We start from the raw sequence: 16,080 nt of genomic DNA on the forward strand, positions 1-16,080 counted from the left end.
CGACACTTAAAATCGTCTAACAAATAGAAAGCCCTCTCTTTAGAAGACCATCACGTGATCCACTAAATAACGTCCGTCTTCTTCAACTAACACCATTTCTGCCACAAATTCGCCTTTCGCAATGGTATACGCTTGCTTCCAAACAAAGGCGATGGAATCGGAGCGTCTGAATAGCGCCACAGGCTCACGTTCAGCAAAAAAGCCATTACTGTGCTGATAATGATGACACACCTTTTCCAGATACTCAGGCGTCACAATATCCTTCATGCGCTGCGTAAAGTCTCGGCAGTGTTGAGCATGGTCAACCTTGGTTGAACCGTCCATCAAATTGTCCATGATCGGGTTAGCAATCGCCCACAACTCGCTATCGTTGAGATCATCAAATTTCATCTTCATCCATTCCTTTTCAAGTTCAACTCGGCTCTATGTTCAAGGTTCAGGTTCAAACCCAAGTTTAAGGTATAAAGTTTCAATGCGATTTCTGTAACCTTAACAACCTGCTCCTTTACACTGCGAGCCTATGAGACCTTCACAACCTATGTGTTTTACTAATCATAAACCATTTAGCGCCAGTTTCACATTTCCTGAAAAACAGTCATCGTCAACTTTACTGACACCAAAATCTACCACTAAGTAATTGAATAGTAACAACTTGGATGTAAAACGGGTTACCGACATATAAACGTCATCAGATAAAGTTTGTAAAGCTAGCTCAATATTAGAACAATGACGTTATCAAAAACATCTGGAAAATATTATGTGTGACAGGAAAAGCCAAAACGAAAATCGAGTACTATTGTTCTCAGCCCTTTTAGCATCAGGCTTCGCGATTGGCGGATTGGTGTTGGGTCTTCTCGTTGGCTCTCTAGTCATAGTATTTGACGGTGTCTATTCTCTTATCAGTTTACTGTTAACTTTATTGTCACTAGCTGCTTCGAAATACATTAATCGCCCATCAGACAGGGAGTTCCCGTTCGGTCGAGCAATCATTGAGCCAATCGTAATCGCCATTAAAGCGATTGTGATTCTGCTTGTGGTCGGTTATTCACTTTATTCTGCGATTGGTGCTCTGATGACAGGTGGTCGTGAAGTTGATGCTTCTATCGCAACTCTGTTTGGTATTTTCAACGTATTGGGTTGTGGTTACGCTTGGTGGTACATCGCTAACAAGAGCAAACGTATTTCTTCAGGTTTGATTCAAGCTGAGTCTAAACAGTGGCAAATGGATACGCTGTTGAGTGTGGCAGTTACGGCAGGTTTCGTTGTTGCTTGGTTGGTGGCTTACTCTCCGTTTGCTGAATACGCGGTATATGCCGATCCAATGATGATGTTGCTGATGTCTTTCTACTTTATCAAAGTGCCGTTCGACATGTTACGTGAAGCAATGCGTGAACTGCTAATGATGTCGGCAACCAAAGATATTTGTGACGCGGTAGATAAGAATGTTGTCGCTGTAGACAAAGATGCGGACCAAGATTTGGAGCTAATGGGTGTGACTAAGGTTGGCCCGGAACTAAGAGTCAATGTTGATATTCATACTAACGACCAAGATGCGATTACGGTTGATGATATTGAACGAACACGCCATCAATTAACGCGACGCTTATCTAAAATGCCTTATGAGCTTCAATTGAACCTCAATATCGCGAGCTAAGAGCATTCTCTCTTAAGTTCAAGACTGAACCTCTTCAGAAGCCGACGCCTTAACCGTCGGCTTTTTGTCTCTAGTTACCCACCAGCAAGCCAGTGAACCAATCGTCACCATACAAACGCCCTGCCAGAAACTCATGCTCAATGACAAACCTAGAATCATAGAAGACAGTAAGGTCGCGAAGATTGGCGTAAAGTAAGACATGGTTGCCAAAAACACCATGTTGCCACCTAGAATCGCCGTGTTCCAAAGCGCGTAACCAGCGCCCATACAAGCCCCAGCAAGCACTAAGTCAATCGCAGCACTTGAAGTCATCACCATGCCGGTTTCATCACTCAATGCGTATTTGATCCACAGAGTGATCGCAGTAGCGATAAAGAAAAGCACAATCGCATTCTGCCCTTTAGCAACGCGTTGGGTGTAATTGCAATATACCGCCCAAATAATCGCGCCGAAGAATGCCATCGAATAGGTTTTAGGGTTGGTCGCAATATTAGCCGCGATTTGCTCGACAGAAAGCCCCTGATCGCCGCTGATACTCCAAGCCACGCCAAAAAACGCTAAGACGATACTTGGATAAACCAACCAGTTAATCTTTTTGTCACTCAGCAGTACCGCAAACAACACCGTTAGTGCAGGCCATAGATAGTTGATAACGGCCATTTCTAAGGCTTGATGTCGGCTATTTGCCATTCCTAAAGCCAGAGCTAGGAAGATCTCGTAGCACACGAATAAGGCACCACCGATCAACAAATACGATTTGGAGAAGCGCGACAGCTTAGGTAACCCCATAACACAGACTAACAACAGTGAGCTCACCGTATAAAGACTGGCGGCACCACCAATTGGGCCCAGTTGTTCTGACACACTACGAGACAATGCAATTAAGCAGCTCCATAGTAAAATGGCAGCAATGCCGTAGCAGCTATGGCGATGAGATTTCAGCACGCCTCTTCCTTCTTTTTATTGTAATTAGGTAATCAAAGCGAGCTTAAGCAAAGGTAGGCTTAAACACCACTATCGATAAGTTGCAGTAAGTAAAAATAAGTAGCCGAGCACATAACTGTACTCGGCTATCCATCATTTACTCAAAAATCTAAAAGCAATTAGCAATTAGCAATTAGCAATTAGCAATTATGCCAACAAAAGTGCTTGCAGGTCAGCCAGAGACTTAACCTGATAATGAGGGTTAATTCCTGCTGGCGTCGCTTTCTCTTGGCTGTTCAACCAACAGGTCTCAATACCAAAATCCAAGCCACCTAAAATATCAGAGTGTGGGTTGTCCCCGACCATCAATACTCTTTGCTTTGATGGCAATCCAATCAGCTTGTGCGCATGCTCAAAAATTTCCGCGTCTGGTTTAGCGACACCGACTTCCTCAGAAATGATCACATGGTCAAAGTAGTCTGTCATTCCTGTTCGTTCCAAACGGATTGACTGCAGCTCTGTGAAACCATTGGTGATGATGCCCATGTTCACTTTGCCTTGTAACGACTCCATCAACTCTTTTGCACCAGGAAGCAGAGAACAGATGTCTGCCATTGCGGCTAAAAACGCACTGTTTAGTGCTGCCGTGGTTGTCTCTAACTTTGTTGCCCAGCTTTCAAAACGCGCGTGCTTCAGTTGTGCAGCCGTAATACGGCCATCTTGGTAATCGACCCATAACGGCAAATTAACCTCTTGATACACTGAATAATCCTGTTCGCTAAAGTCCACGCCAAAACGGGAGAACATCAGCTTCATTCCTTGAAAAGCATCAAAGTGGAACAAGGTTTCATCTGCATCAAAGAATATCCAATCGTACTTCATTTTATGTCCTATTATTCGCGCGGTTGAGCAGTGCTTGTATTTATTTTCTCGTTGCCTCAAAGGCCAGATGTGCATTCTACTATCAATTTTGTGAGCCTGAATATAGTTCTAAGAATTTATAGAAAACAAGCAACAAGTCATGATGTATCGCAAATTTTGCCACATATTAAACCAATACCATACAAGAAATACACTTAAGTACCGGGAGGTACCATGAAGCACTTCTTACCGTCATCCGTCATGCTCACCCCATTCCTTGTTAAGTATTATGATGAACAACCAGAAGACACCTCTGACGCCTTAGATACCGATGAGTCTCAGCAACCTCAAATTGAAGCTAACGATGACTCACGCAAACCATCGACACAAACTGAACTTGAACCGACGTTGAGTGAATAGCCTTTACTTTCATGGTCATGGAACGTAATTCTGTTATTAAATCAATCAATAGTTCGCTTTCCATTACTGACAATAAACACATAAGAAAACCATAAAAACGATTGCTATATGAGCCCTATCACAACACATAATCACAAAGTGGTAGTTCGGAATCAAAGTTGTTCCAGATCAATGGTCGACCAGTTGATTGCCGACAACATGTAGGAAATTAAAAAATCATAATTAACGGAGTTTTCCAATGTCTACTGCATTTTACATCCCTACAATCAACTTCATGGGTACTGGCTGTTTGAAAGATGCTGCTGATAGCATTCAGTCTCAAGGCTTCAAAAAAGGTCTGATCGTAACGGATAAGATCCTTAACCAAATTGGCGTGGTTAAACAGGTACAAGACCTACTTAGCCAACGTGGCGTAGACGCAGTTGTATTCGACGGTACTCAACCAAACCCAACCATCACTAACGTGAACGATGGTCTTGAGTTACTAACTGACAACGATTGTGATTTCGTTGTTTCACTAGGTGGCGGTTCGCCACATGACTGTGCAAAAGGTATCGCTCTGGTTGCCTCTAATGGCGGCAAGATTGCAGATTACGAAGGCGTAGACCAGTCTGAAAAGCCAATGATGCCTCTAATTGCTATCAACACAACAGCAGGTACAGCTTCTGAAATGACGCGTTTCTGCATCATTACTGACGAAGCTCGTCACATTAAGATGGCTATCGTTGATAAGCACACAACACCGCTTATCTCAGTAAACGATCCTGAGTTGATGCTTGCTAAACCTGCATCACTAACGGCAGCAACAGGCATGGATGCGTTGACACACGCAATCGAAGCTTACGTTTCAATCGCAGCAACGCCAATCACAGACGCAGTTGCGATTAAAGCAATCGAACTTGTGCAAGCACATCTAAGAACAGCAGTAGCGCACGGTGAAGACATTGAAGCTCGCGAGCAAATGGCTTACGCACAGTTCATGGCGGGGATGGCATTCAACAACGCTTCTCTTGGCTATGTTCATGCAATGGCGCACCAACTGGGTGGTTTCTACGACCTTCCACACGGTGTATGTAACGCTATCTTGCTACCACACGTTCAACGTTACAACGCGCAAGTTTGTCCAGAGCGTCTACGTGATGTTGCAAAAGCGATGGGTGTGAATGTTGAAGGTATGACAGCAGAACAAGGCGCAGAAGCAGCTATCAACGCGATTGTTCAACTAGCAAATGACGTGAACATCCCAACAGGTATCGCTCAACTTGGTGCTAAATTGGAAGACATCCCGACTCTGTCTGACAACGCACTAAAAGATGCTTGTGGTTTCACTAACCCTAAACAAGCGACTCACGAAGAAATCTCAGCGATCTTCGAAGCGGCAATGTAATCTAGCGACAAGTTATTCGAGCTAGAAACACGCGGCTCTTGCTAAAAACAAATAGCTAACACAAACGGGCTCACCTTCTGAGCCCGTTTTTTTATCTTCCTGTCTCTTTCAATTCTTTGCCTTCATAGCCAACCAAGAACGACGAATCACTAGCTACTCACCACTAAAAAGTCGCATTGTTGCGATCGCTTGGTTATAGTCAAACTATTGATATATAGAATGACAAACAGGTTCCATTGAGTCGTTGGATAGTTAGCACCTCATTATTAGCTTCACTCGTTGTCCACTCCGCTCAAGCAGAGGAACAAAATGGGTGCCACAGTCAGCCGCTAGAAGACGCCCCTGTCGAAAAAGCCTACCACTACCTAAACAGTAAATTTTGCCAACCCGCATTATGGTTTGACAGTTTCTTTGTCGATGACCGCATTACCGAAGATGCTCGAGCGGGCACTTCTGTCCGTTGGTACAACGATTTTATTTACTCAGAAGGTGGTGACGTCGACTACTCAACCAAGCTCAACGCACGTTTACATCTTCCCTTTGCGAGTAAGCGCTTAAAATTAATCTACGAATCTGTCAGCGATGAAGAGTTCTTTGATTTCTTTCCACAAGATTCAGAGGAATTAGAGAGCGCACTCGGCCTTCGTTACGATGCTTATGCGAAGGGTTACAGTAGCTTCAATATTAAAGCGACACTGCGTCCGCGTATTGAAGCTCGTTATCGCTTTACCTACCCTCTCACTACCGATGCCGTATTCAGGCTGACCCAACGTGTGTATCAAGAAAAGCAAGAAACTGGCGAGATCACCGATATCGATTTTGATCTTTCTTTGAGTGATGACTTCTTAGCGCGATGGTCGAACTTTGCAGGTTATAACGACGACCTTAAAGGCTGGGAGTACGGTACGGGGCTAACTTTGTATCACTATCTTTCTCAAGACCAAGCTCTACAATACAGCGCGACGATTGCAGCAACCAGCGAGCCGTATAACCACTACGAATATTCACAAGTGTCGATAACCTACCGAGAAAACGTTTGGAAAGAGTGGCTGTTCTACGAATTGATTCCGCGCTATCAATGGGAACGAGAGCCCCATGAGAAACACACCGAAGAGGCCAACATCACCCTACGGCTTGAAGTCCTATTCAATAATGTCTAGCTCAACAACGCCTAGTTAGTATTTATGAGATGAGCATCGTGAGATAAAAACATGGACACAAAAAAAGCACATCATGTGATGTGCTTTTTCAGTTCTATATAAGGCTTAAGCTGTAGTCTTAACCCTTGTAGTTTCTTACTCGTGCCGCTTCTGCTTCACGCTTGTCGACAACGGTTTTACCGATTGGCGCCAATGAGATAACCGCGAGCTTAAGGTGCTGAATCGCAAACGGAATACCGATGATGGTAATGAAACACGCTACTGCTGACATGATGTGACCAATCGCAAGCCAGATTCCCGCAAATAAGAACCAAATAACGTTACCAATCACACCTAGCGGGCTCGTGCCAATGTCCATTTCATTGGTCAGTTCATCGCGTGAAATCGCTTCCTGACCAAATGGAAAGAATGAGAAGTTACCCATAACAAAACACGCTCTACCCCATGGAATACCAACGATGGTTAGGAATGCGAGCAGTCCGAAGAACCACCAAGCTAGTCCCATAAATACGCCACCGAACAGAAACCAAATGATGTTTCCTATTGTTTTCATTCTGTATTCTCCAAATCTTTGAATGCTGTTTATTTCATATGCCGAGTAAGGCAATGCTTGTTGTAATAGGTTCATTATTGTTGAACCTTTATGAACCGTTTATGAATCACTTACATTTTATGTGATTGATACACACCACGGTTCTCTATATCCGCATAGGGCTCAACCCATTTATTTGATACCATTCAGCTCTAACCTAAGCGCAGACTCAACAACGAATTTAAGGCCGAACCTATGAACAATACAGAGCAACCTAAAAAGAAAATGAAAAATTGGGTGCCAATCCTCTTCTTCGGGCTTCTCAGTACGGTTCCAGTGTTCATGTTCTTAGTCGACGTGTACATCAACCAGTATATGTGACAGAGCCCGCCGGCCTAGCTGCATAAATGGATACCGGACCGATTTCCTGTATCCATTTCCATTAGATCCGTTCTTCTGCAGTCAGCTCTTCTGTAATCAAATCAACTTTTCCGTAATCAAATCAGCTCTTCGTTAATAAAATCAAGAATGTCGATCAGCTCATGATCAGGCAGATTCAGTAAGTTATCACCCACATACCATTCAATCTTACATTGGTTTGGCAATTCGCTGATCGCTGGATTTCCTATCCAAACCTTGTGTTTCTTCGCTATGTTGTCTCTCACAATAATGCCGTCTTCGTAGCTCACAGGTAAATAGAGGTGAAGCATGTTGACCTGCGGTTGTTGCGGGTTAATCGTAAACTGAGGGTAATCTTGTAGGATTTGATAGATTTGCTTAGTACGCTCATACAATGCTGGCATCAACTCAATCCGTTGATCAAACTGCATTGCTGCCGAAACTACGTAAGGCGTGCGATGATAAACATTTCCGCCCTGACGCTTCATCCATGCTGAAGCTTTTGCTACGAAAGCCTTATCACCTAGTAGGAGTGACCCCCCAAGACCATTTAACCCTTTATAGAGCGAAACATAAGCTGTATCGAACCCCTTAGCAATCTCGCTATATGGCTTTTGATAATACGCGCCACACTCCCACAAACGAGCACCATCCATATGCAGATGAATCGATTGTTCTTTGCAGTACTGCTTTATCGCTTCAAGCTCTCCCCACTCAGGCAGCTGACCACCAATCTCTCGCATCGGTAGTTCATACAATGCCGCGGCAATCTCATCAGGCCAAGCCTTTAAGTCGTCGACATTCCAAGTGCGAAATACATTACCAACCGGAAGTATATTGAAACGGTTCTGGAGCTGATACCCTTGGCGTTCATGGCGCATAATATGGCTGGATTCGTGCATCGCCACCAAAGGATTTCTTTTTTCTTGGCAAGCAATCTCTAACGCTGTCGGTTGATTCATTGTGCCAGTAATCACAAACACGGCGGCTTCATAGCCGAGAAAATCAGCCACTTTGCTTTCAAAACTCTCAATAAAATCGCCATCACCGTAGGTGTCGTGCGCCACATCATGTGTTTCGCACCATTCAGCCATTTGCGCGAAGGTTTGTGCTGGTGTTGGATCGAAGTGACCAGAAAGCAGCAAATTACATTGTTGACGCAAGTCCGTGCTCATACCTTTTCCTTTATTCATTGTCGTTCTATGTAGGGTGATTGAATTATTTACGTTAGCCTTCAACGGTGACATAAAGTGCACCTCTTCGCTTTTATTATTAGCGAATAATTAGTTTTACGCAGTCATCGGCTGCGTGTGCCGGAAATACTCAAATTGACGGGTGTTTTATATAATTAAGTCCCTAAAAACACGTGCATCTAACTAGATAAGTATGGGCTAATTCGTTGTTGTTCAACCATTCTTCTATTATTGTATATCTATAATTCCAATAAATATTATTCGTTAATGGACAAAGAGGGCTATATGTCGAAAAATCGAGTCTTGGTGCTATTCGCCCACCCTTCTCAGCATCGCTCTGAAGCGAACAAACCCTTATTTGAGCAAGCCAAGCGTATTGAAGGCGTCACCTGTGTCGATCTTTATGCTGAATACCCGACCTTCAAGATCAATATCGATCGTGAACAGAAACGCCTGTTGGACCATGACATCATCATTTTTCAGTTCCCACTATATTGGTACTCAACACCCGCGATTCTTAAAGAATGGCAAGACCTCGTCCTAGAATACGGATTTGCTTACGGCACCGACGGTAATGAACTGCAAGGTAAGAGCTTGTTATGCAGTATCACCGCTGGCGGCAAAAAAGAGGCTTATCAAACTGACGGTTATAACCACTTCACCATCCGTGAACTGCTTCACCCAATCGAACAAACGGCGTCTTTGTGCGGCATGAACTACTTGGCTCCATTGGCTTTGTTTGGTTCACGTACTGCGTTAGAAGAAGGCCGAATTCAAGATCATGTAAATAGCTACAAATCGCTTTTAGAGGCTTTTGTTGCGGGCGAAGTCGATCTTAAAAAGGCAAGCAAGGCTGAAAAGCTAAACCATTATGTCGATGAAATGATGAGCAGAGGTTAGATCATGACAGGATATTTTCTACAAGCATTTATCTATTTGCTCGCGGCAGTCATCGCCGTCCCTATCGCCAAAAGGCTTGGCCTCGGCTCTGTGCTTGGTTACCTGATTGCCGGTGTGGTGATTGGCCCAATCATCGGCTTAGTGGGTGAAGAGACCACGACCATTCAACACTTTGCCGAATTCGGTGTAGTAATGATGCTGTTCTTGGTCGGGCTTGAGCTTGAGCCGAAGATGCTTTGGGCAATGAGAAACCGCCTGATGGGGCTCGGCGGCCTACAAGTCGGTGGCACAACGGCCATAGTCATGGGGATTGCTCTGTTCTTCGGGCAACCTTGGACGATCGCGCTGACTATCGGTTTGATCTTCGCACTGTCATCTACCGCGATTGTTCTCCAAACCTTTAATGAGAAAGGGCTCTCCAAGACAGAAGGCGGCAAGAATGCTTTCTCGGTCTTACTGTTCCAAGATATCGCTGTCATTCCGATGCTGGCATTTATCCCTCTATTGGCATTGCCAGAATTAATCGAAGCTGCACAAAGCGCGGTCGCTTCGACTTCTGATCACCATGAAGAGTTGAGTCTTGTTGCTGGCCTACCCGGCTGGGCTTATGGCCTTGTGATCACAGCATCTATTGCGATTGTTGTGGTCGGCGGGCACTTCTTGAGTCGTCCACTGTTCCGCTTTGTGGCGAGCTCAGGCTTGCGAGAAATCTTTACTGCAACCGCACTGATGTTGGTTATTGGTATTGCTGCACTAATGAGCCTAGTCGGCCTCTCACCAGCTTTAGGAACCTTCCTTGCGGGTGTGGTATTGGCGAACAGTGAATTCCGCCACGAGCTTGAGTCTAATATAGACCCGTTTAAAGGGCTGCTACTTGGCTTGTTCTTCATTACGGTAGGTGCGGGCATCAACTTTGATGTTCTATTCAACGACTTTGGTTTGATCATTGGCCTCACTCTTGGCGTTATGCTACTTAAAGCCTTGGTGTTGTTTACATTGGCGCTGATCTTTAAAATCAAAAATAGTGACCGATGGTTGTTTACGTTGAGCTTGGCTCAAGCCGGTGAATTCGGTTTTGTACTACTTAGCTTCTCGGCTCAAAACCACGTATTGCCTGCTGATATAGTTCAAACTCTGTCGCTGGTTGTTGCCCTTTCAATGTTCCTAACTCCAGGCTTATTCATTCTATTTGATAAAGTGATACTTCCTCGTTACGAGCAAAAGTCTAACGACCGAGAAGCCGATACTATCGAAGAGAAAGGTACGGTGATCATTGCTGGTATTGGCCGATTCGGTCAAATCGTTAACCGCTTACTGGTGTCGAATGATGTCAATACTGTGGTTCTGGATCACCAAGCTAACCAAGTCGATTTGTTACGCTCCATCAATATCAAATCTTACTTTGGTGATGCAACTCGTCATGACTTATTGCATACCGCAGGAATCGAAGAAGCAGCAATGTTTGTCGTCGCTATCGACAACCAAGACTCAAGCGTTGAATTAGTGAAATACGTTAAACACACCTACCCTAATGTGAAAATCTTAGCGCGTGCATTCGACCGTGGTCACAGTTACCGCCTACGAGAAGCCGGTGCAGATTCTGTAATCTCAGAAACGTACCACTCGGCACTCGAAATGGGCTCAGAAGCTCTACGTTCTTTAGGGCACCATCCATTCTTCGTTGAACAGCAAAAATCAACGTATCAACGTGTTGAAAGCCGTAAGTCTGAAAAACTATACCAAGCTTGGTCTGACGCTGAAGAGAACCCACGTTACGACAACAACTACCGACAAATCTTCATTCACCTTGAAGAAGCAATGAAAGAAGACATGAAAAAAGACCGTTCAGACAAGCACTCTCGCTCAGAACGAGGTTGGACACCGCCACCGAAAGGCTATGCAGATGGCTTTGAGGAAGAACAAACCTAAGCAGAGCTCAAATTCGAGGTTAACAACCACTCAAAAAGCGGCTTTCGGGTCGCTTTTTCATTCTCTAAATACGAATAGCACGACCGATGAAGCCAAAACACGGAACCTAAATCAGATGAACCACGACATTTATGTGATCCAGTTATAATTTTCAATCTCAAGCTACCCGTCAAAAATGAATTCACTTTTTACATTTATAAAACATTACCTCCCCACATAAACCACACCATCAATGTGGGTATATATGCATTCTTTTAAGCCCTTCAGTCGTCGTTCTAATTCGTAGCGACCATTCTCTAACGTTTGAGTTACATTGCATATATCTAAACACGCCTCACAAGTCGCCACTAAAGCATTCACATCGCCAATAATTAACGCTCCGCACTCACAAATTCAAACCATAAAAATTAACACAAACGTTTCAAAGTATGTCTATCGTTACAATTTGTAACGAATACCAGTTGTCGGTATAGTCCTGCACTTCAAAAAGTGAGGCGGTTGCGCTCACCTTAAAGGAGATATAATAATGATTACTAATGATGCAGTAATAATGGGCATGTTAGCTGTTATTCTTGGCGGTGTTTTTATCACGGAAAGTAGCCAAAATAGCGCTCTGAAAAAATTCTACTCGTTCGTTCCGGGTCTATTGCTCTGTTACTTTGTTCCTTCTCTATTGAATAGTTTAGGCATCATCGATGCGTCAAACTCAAAGCTATACTTCGTTGCAAGTCGCTACCTATTACCGAGTGCACTCGTTCTTCTGATCATCTCAGCAGACCTTCGTAAAATATTTGGCCTTGGTTCTAAAGCCGTCATCATGTTCCTAACCGGTACTGTCGGCATTATCATTGGCGGGCCTTTAGCGATTCTAATTATCGACCAAGTTAACCCTGACCTTGTATCTGGCGATGTATGGCGCGGCCTTACAACAGTGGCTGGCTCTTGGATTGGCGGCGGTGCAAATCAAGCAGCAATGAAAGAAGTGTTCGAGGTTGATGACCAGTTATTCTCTGCAATGATTACGGTTGATGTTATCTGTGCGAACATTTGGATGGCCGTGTTACTTATCATGGCAGGTCGCCAAAAGAAGATTGATGCATGGTTAAAAGCTGACACATCATCTATCGAAGAGCTAAAAGAGACGGTTTCTAAATACCAAGAAGAGAACGCTCGCCCAACAACCACAACAGATCTAATGAAGATCACGGGAATTGCATTCGGTCTTACCGGTCTAGCTCACTTATTCAGTGACCTAATCGCACCTTGGATCTCGACCAACGCTCCAGAACTCGCGAAATACAGCCTTACATCAGGCTTCTTCTGGTTAATCGTTATGGTGACAACGTTCGCGCTCATCGCTTCATGCTTCAAATCTACACGCAGCCTTGAGCACAGCGGCGCGTCTAAAGTTGGTTCAGCGTTCATCTACATCCTAGTTGCAACCATCGGTATGCAAATGGATGTGACGGCTATCTTAGACAATCCAGGCTACTTCTTCATTGGTATCACATGGCTAACTATCCATGCCATTCTAATGATTGTGATGGCGAAGCTTATCCGTGCACCACTGTTCTTCATGGCTGTCGGTAGCCAAGCTAACGTTGGCGGCGCAGCATCGGCTCCTATCGTAGCAGCTGCATTCCACCCAGCTCTGGCGCCAGTAGGTATCCTAATGGCGGTACTTGGTTACGCACTCGGTACATACGGCGCTTACATCTGTGGCCTAATTATGCAGGCTGCGGCAGGTTAATAAGCCTCGAAATAAAAACGATATGGGCGACAGGACCTTTGATCATGTCGCTCTTTGTTATGTGCTTTTCTTGTCACAAGCGTTTCTAAAAGTGCAAACACATATCAAAGCGGGATAGACACAAAAAAGGCGACAGTAAAAACTGTCGCCTTTCTATTAAGCTTTCTTAAGTTAGCTTCCTAATTCAGAATTATTCCCAATCTAGGATTACTTTACCTGACATACCAGAGCGCATCATGTCGAAGCCTTTCTGGAAGTCATCCACTTTGTAGTGGTGAGTAATGATTGGTGTTAGATCTAGGCCAGACTGGATTAGTGAAGCCATTGTATACAACGATAAGAAAAGTTAATTTAAAACAGACACTTACCACAAAATAAAATTACTAATGGCGACAAACTGGCGACAAATTTTTCTCTCCAAGATAAAAATAAGGTCAACAATAAGCCTATTTCTCGTCTTACTTCCAATCCAGCTTCTTTGACCAAGCAAAAGAAATATATAATTAAAATAACTTTACGCTGCCCTCCGTCCCGTGTTTTTTTGACTTTCCACTCACCTTCGTAGTAAACCTTAAGGCCAGTAGCATCAATGGCTTGGTCCTGACTTGCTCCTCTCGTTTTAGTACTAAATGAGACCTCAACTTACTTTGCTCCACGACTGAGGCAGGTCTAATGCGGACAACTTAACGGAAAATTGGCTAGCCTAAATATTGAATAGATAAATCATTGTAAAGCCCCCAGTGGCATAGAGAAGACTCGCTTCACCATGAGCGGCAGTGTTAAACGCTAAATAACTAAACCGACGTGGTCTACCACGCCGGTTTTGCATGCTTTGGACCACCCGCTTATGGATTCCTCATCAATCCAAAGAGTCAGAGAACCACGTTTAATGAGTGCTCGGGTTGTATTGCTTCCATTTGGTTGTTTTGTAACGAGGCTTAGATATGAGGCTACGAGGAAAAGTGAGTGTTGCTGAACAGAGTGTAGGTTGTAGATTTAGTTCCCTCGAATTACGCAACAAAGCCGCTTGCATCATCAAAGTTATACATACCCTCCACAACACCCAGCGGTGTAACTTCTTGTGGAATGTCTGGAGGATGTGGATAAGAGTCCATATATGGATTATCCACATCCTCCTTTTTCCTTTTCATTCTCGGCTACCATCTCAGTTGCTTCGTCAACACCGAGCGCTGGATCTCAGCATTGTTTGACTCATCGTCAGAGTCCACATCTGATTGTTCTTATTCACGATCCTCAATTGCTTTTTAATCTTCCTTTTTAGCTAAATTGATAGGTTCTTCCTTCAAACCCGCTGACACTACAACTTCAGAATCACCAAGATAGGTAGACACCTCACCAGTAGCTTTATATTGCAAACGCAGGATTGGGGAAGTTATTAGGGGATCCGGCAGCGCCTAATACGTTTGTTATCAGTATTACATTTCGCTATTATTTGGCTGATTCAAGCCCACATCACATGACCACACTAATTTTTGTGACATATCTTTTGTAGAATAATTCATTGTCACCTTGCCTGTCTTTTTATCAAATTTCGTCAGTCCGACATAATCCTTAATATAAAGACTATTTTTTGTATTTGATATATTTACGCCGTCATTTGAACCATAACGCAACATAACCCAGCCACCAATTTCTATGGAATAATACATATCATCTTGGATTCGAAGCCAACCATCTCTCACATCCCCTTTTCCCAAATCACTTAGCAATGGGTTAATTGACGTCAACTCGCAGAACAAGCGTCGTTTCTCATCGTAATTCGCGCTATCCGCTGCATTTAAACTAAATGCCAATGGCAAAAGAAATAGAACTTTTTTCACTTATTTACCCTTAATACTTATAAAGAATGACATGGCTTCCCACTTCCGAGGCTCTGCCATAATTATGTGGTAACTAATTGCATCGAGGCACCATGTCTGATTATTCTTATTTCTGCGATATCGACATAGCCAAAAACCACTTTAGCCACCATGCCGTAGACAAAAATGGTAAGGTCATACTTCATAAGTAGTAACCCGCTCTAAACTACTGACTACAATAACAAATATGCCACTCATGCGTACAGGCGGTGAAGCGTGTTGCGGTGCACATTATTGGGGCTTTGTTAATGTAGCATCGTGAATTATTGTAGAGAACAAGGAGCCTCGTTATATTGATACCGACTAAATACATAATTACGGCCATTCCAACGCATGACAGGAAAACAAAAACCCGGGCCGCCTATCTCAATATCCGGCCAACCGTGAGGTTCCTGAGTAATTATAAAATTCGGTATTCCAACTCCACTGGTGATTAGCTTCCAACTACTATTGTTCCATTTACTGACGAGAGTATAGTGATAGCCAGTATTTCCATAACAATATGTATTACTTTCTGTGATAATCACCTCAGGCTGATCATCACCATTCAAATCTCGTACAACAGTTATTTCACCCAATGAGGTGAAGCGAAATTCCTGACAATTACTACGCCAAGATTTGCCATCGAAGCTATAGCCTGCGGCTTTAAACGCAGAAACTTCGTCTGCATATGTAAGTTGAACGGAAAACGCATTTATACTCCAGAACAGCAAAGGAGTATATAAGAAGTAAGCATATTTGTTTTCAAATGGCATTGTTGTTTTTTTTCATAGTGTTGAAAATTTTTGTGAACCCTCTCGCTGAATATTTCCATGAGTTGAAGGTGATAAAATTCTTTCTCTTCAATTCATTTATTAGATATTTTCTTCCTACATTTGTTAATGGATATGTCAATGACGTATATTCATTCGCACAAAAACTTTCCATTTTCACTACCTTTCCATTTATATCAAATGGTTTCATATTTTCCTTCTTACCCGCTTTGTCTCGACAGTCAACTGCTGGTGTTAATAGTTGCGCAATATGAATTTATCCATTTTCTTCTATATGGGTAACTAACATGAATGAATAATCTAATTCATCTAATTCAT

General features: G+C 43.5%; 15 protein-coding genes and 3 pseudogenes. 8 read left to right on the top strand and 10 right to left on the bottom strand.

All coding sequences use genetic code 11. The annotated features are described in order from the left end of the window. Positions 1-39 precede the first annotated feature (39 nt). The gene (locus AB4513_RS19455; RefSeq protein ID WP_009845584.1) at positions 40-390 is read right to left on the bottom strand and encodes a hypothetical protein; all 351 of its coding nucleotides are present in this window, start codon (positions 388-390) and stop codon (positions 40-42) included. Positions 391-757: 367 nt separating this feature from the next. Between AB4513_RS19455 and AB4513_RS19460 the strand changes: the two genes are divergently transcribed. Then, positions 758-1,654: a cation diffusion facilitator family transporter gene (locus AB4513_RS19460; RefSeq protein ID WP_102257265.1), complete on the top strand. Its 897-nt coding sequence runs from the start codon at positions 758-760 to the stop codon at positions 1,652-1,654. Between the two features lie 18 nt (positions 1,655-1,672). On the opposite strand, the gene yddG is transcribed toward AB4513_RS19460, so the two are convergent. Both yddG and yjjG read right to left on the bottom strand, forming a co-directional pair. Further along, positions 1,673-2,599, bottom strand: a complete 927-nt coding sequence (yddG, locus tag AB4513_RS19465; protein ID WP_009845586.1) for an aromatic amino acid DMT transporter YddG — start codon at positions 2,597-2,599, stop codon at positions 1,673-1,675. Between the two features lie 186 nt (positions 2,600-2,785). Further along, positions 2,786-3,460, bottom strand: a complete 675-nt coding sequence (gene yjjG, locus AB4513_RS19470) for a pyrimidine 5'-nucleotidase (RefSeq protein ID WP_009845587.1) — start codon at positions 3,458-3,460, stop codon at positions 2,786-2,788. Between the two features lie 213 nt (positions 3,461-3,673). Here yjjG and AB4513_RS19475 point away from each other — a divergent pair, with 213 nt between their 5' ends. The 3 genes from AB4513_RS19475 (at position 3,674) to AB4513_RS19485 (ending at position 6,406) form a co-directional block, all read left to right on the top strand. Beyond that, a complete protein-coding gene (locus tag AB4513_RS19475; protein WP_009845588.1) occupies positions 3,674-3,859 on the top strand; it encodes a hypothetical protein in 186 nt (61 codons plus the stop codon). A 238-nt stretch (positions 3,860-4,097) separates the two neighbouring features. Continuing rightward, positions 4,098-5,246, top strand: a complete 1,149-nt coding sequence (gene yiaY / locus AB4513_RS19480) for an L-threonine dehydrogenase (protein WP_009845589.1) — start codon at positions 4,098-4,100, stop codon at positions 5,244-5,246. A 236-nt stretch (positions 5,247-5,482) separates the two neighbouring features. Further along, positions 5,483-6,406 (top strand): hypothetical protein, encoded by a 924-nt coding sequence (locus AB4513_RS19485; RefSeq protein ID WP_009845590.1) that lies wholly within the window; start codon positions 5,483-5,485, stop codon positions 6,404-6,406. A gap of 118 nt (positions 6,407-6,524) precedes the next feature. Here AB4513_RS19485 and AB4513_RS19490 read toward each other — a convergent pair whose 3' ends face one another. Both AB4513_RS19490 and AB4513_RS19495 read right to left on the bottom strand, forming a co-directional pair. After that, complete coding sequence (locus AB4513_RS19490; protein ID WP_004730224.1) at positions 6,525-6,959, bottom strand: YccF domain-containing protein; 435 nt, start codon at positions 6,957-6,959, stop codon at positions 6,525-6,527. Positions 6,960-7,435: 476 nt separating this feature from the next. Continuing rightward, positions 7,436-8,512 carry a low specificity L-threonine aldolase gene (locus tag AB4513_RS19495; RefSeq protein WP_102257266.1) on the bottom strand — a complete coding sequence of 359 codons (1,077 nt, stop codon included), beginning with the start codon at positions 8,510-8,512 and terminating at the stop codon, positions 7,436-7,438. A 303-nt stretch (positions 8,513-8,815) separates the two neighbouring features. Here AB4513_RS19495 and AB4513_RS19500 point away from each other — a divergent pair, with 303 nt between their 5' ends. The 3 genes from AB4513_RS19500 to AB4513_RS19510 all read left to right on the top strand — a co-directional run bounded on the left by AB4513_RS19500 (position 8,816) and on the right by AB4513_RS19510 (position 13,109). Then, the gene (locus AB4513_RS19500) at positions 8,816-9,430 is read left to right on the top strand and encodes an NAD(P)H-dependent oxidoreductase (RefSeq protein WP_009845593.1); all 615 of its coding nucleotides are present in this window, start codon (positions 8,816-8,818) and stop codon (positions 9,428-9,430) included. A 3-nt stretch (positions 9,431-9,433) separates the two neighbouring features. Continuing rightward, positions 9,434-11,359 (top strand): monovalent cation:proton antiporter-2 (CPA2) family protein, encoded by a 1,926-nt coding sequence (locus AB4513_RS19505; protein ID WP_009845594.1) that lies wholly within the window; start codon positions 9,434-9,436, stop codon positions 11,357-11,359. 526 nt (positions 11,360-11,885) lie between these two features. Further along, a complete protein-coding gene (locus AB4513_RS19510; protein ID WP_009845595.1) occupies positions 11,886-13,109 on the top strand; it encodes a DUF819 domain-containing protein in 1,224 nt (407 codons plus the stop codon). Positions 13,110-13,299: 190 nt separating this feature from the next. Here AB4513_RS19510 and tdh read toward each other — a convergent pair. The 4 genes and pseudogenes from tdh to AB4513_RS19530 form a co-directional block, all read right to left on the bottom strand. Then, positions 13,300-13,443, bottom strand: a pseudogene (gene tdh / locus AB4513_RS19515) (L-threonine 3-dehydrogenase); the annotation flags it as partial. A gap of 176 nt (positions 13,444-13,619) precedes the next feature. Beyond that, a pseudogene (locus tag AB4513_RS19520) lies at positions 13,620-14,055 on the bottom strand (transposase); the annotation flags it as partial. 64 nt (positions 14,056-14,119) lie between these two features. Then, complete coding sequence (locus AB4513_RS19525) at positions 14,120-14,260, bottom strand: hypothetical protein (protein WP_157936388.1); 141 nt, start codon at positions 14,258-14,260, stop codon at positions 14,120-14,122. A 285-nt stretch (positions 14,261-14,545) separates the two neighbouring features. Next, positions 14,546-14,950 (bottom strand): hypothetical protein, encoded by a 405-nt coding sequence (locus AB4513_RS19530; RefSeq protein ID WP_102257267.1) that lies wholly within the window; start codon positions 14,948-14,950, stop codon positions 14,546-14,548. A 92-nt stretch (positions 14,951-15,042) separates the two neighbouring features. On the opposite strand from AB4513_RS19530, the pseudogene AB4513_RS19535 reads away from it, so the two are divergent. Beyond that, a pseudogene (locus AB4513_RS19535) lies at positions 15,043-15,227 on the top strand (IS110 family transposase); the annotation flags it as partial. Between the two features lie 25 nt (positions 15,228-15,252). Here AB4513_RS19535 and AB4513_RS19540 read toward each other — a convergent pair. Then, the gene (locus AB4513_RS19540; protein WP_017082548.1) at positions 15,253-15,744 is read right to left on the bottom strand and encodes a hypothetical protein; all 492 of its coding nucleotides are present in this window, start codon (positions 15,742-15,744) and stop codon (positions 15,253-15,255) included. Positions 15,745-16,080: the final 336 nt, after the last annotated feature.

Source organism: Vibrio sp. 10N.222.54.E6 (genome assembly GCF_041473955.1).
Classification (GTDB): domain Bacteria; phylum Pseudomonadota; class Gammaproteobacteria; order Enterobacterales; family Vibrionaceae; genus Vibrio; species Vibrio tasmaniensis_A.

Coding starts and splice junctions, on each gene's coding strand:
- AB4513_RS19510 (WP_009845595.1), top strand. CDS start 11,886: ATGATTACTAATGATGCAGTAATAATGGGCATGTTAGCTGTTATTCTT.
- yiaY (WP_009845589.1), top strand. CDS start 4,098: ATGTCTACTGCATTTTACATCCCTACAATCAACTTCATGGGTACTGGC.
- AB4513_RS19455 (WP_009845584.1), bottom strand. CDS start 390: ATGAAATTTGATGATCTCAACGATAGCGAGTTGTGGGCGATTGCTAAC.
- AB4513_RS19505 (WP_009845594.1), top strand. CDS start 9,434: ATGACAGGATATTTTCTACAAGCATTTATCTATTTGCTCGCGGCAGTC.
- AB4513_RS19500 (WP_009845593.1), top strand. CDS start 8,816: ATGTCGAAAAATCGAGTCTTGGTGCTATTCGCCCACCCTTCTCAGCAT.
- AB4513_RS19460 (WP_102257265.1), top strand. CDS start 758: ATGTGTGACAGGAAAAGCCAAAACGAAAATCGAGTACTATTGTTCTCA.
- AB4513_RS19475 (WP_009845588.1), top strand. CDS start 3,674: ATGAAGCACTTCTTACCGTCATCCGTCATGCTCACCCCATTCCTTGTT.
- AB4513_RS19490 (WP_004730224.1), bottom strand. CDS start 6,959: ATGAAAACAATAGGAAACATCATTTGGTTTCTGTTCGGTGGCGTATTT.
- AB4513_RS19525 (WP_157936388.1), bottom strand. CDS start 14,260: ATGAAAAGGAAAAAGGAGGATGTGGATAATCCATATATGGACTCTTAT.
- AB4513_RS19540 (WP_017082548.1), bottom strand. CDS start 15,744: ATGCCATTTGAAAACAAATATGCTTACTTCTTATATACTCCTTTGCTG.
- AB4513_RS19495 (WP_102257266.1), bottom strand. CDS start 8,512: ATGAGCACGGACTTGCGTCAACAATGTAATTTGCTGCTTTCTGGTCAC.
- yjjG (WP_009845587.1), bottom strand. CDS start 3,460: ATGAAGTACGATTGGATATTCTTTGATGCAGATGAAACCTTGTTCCAC.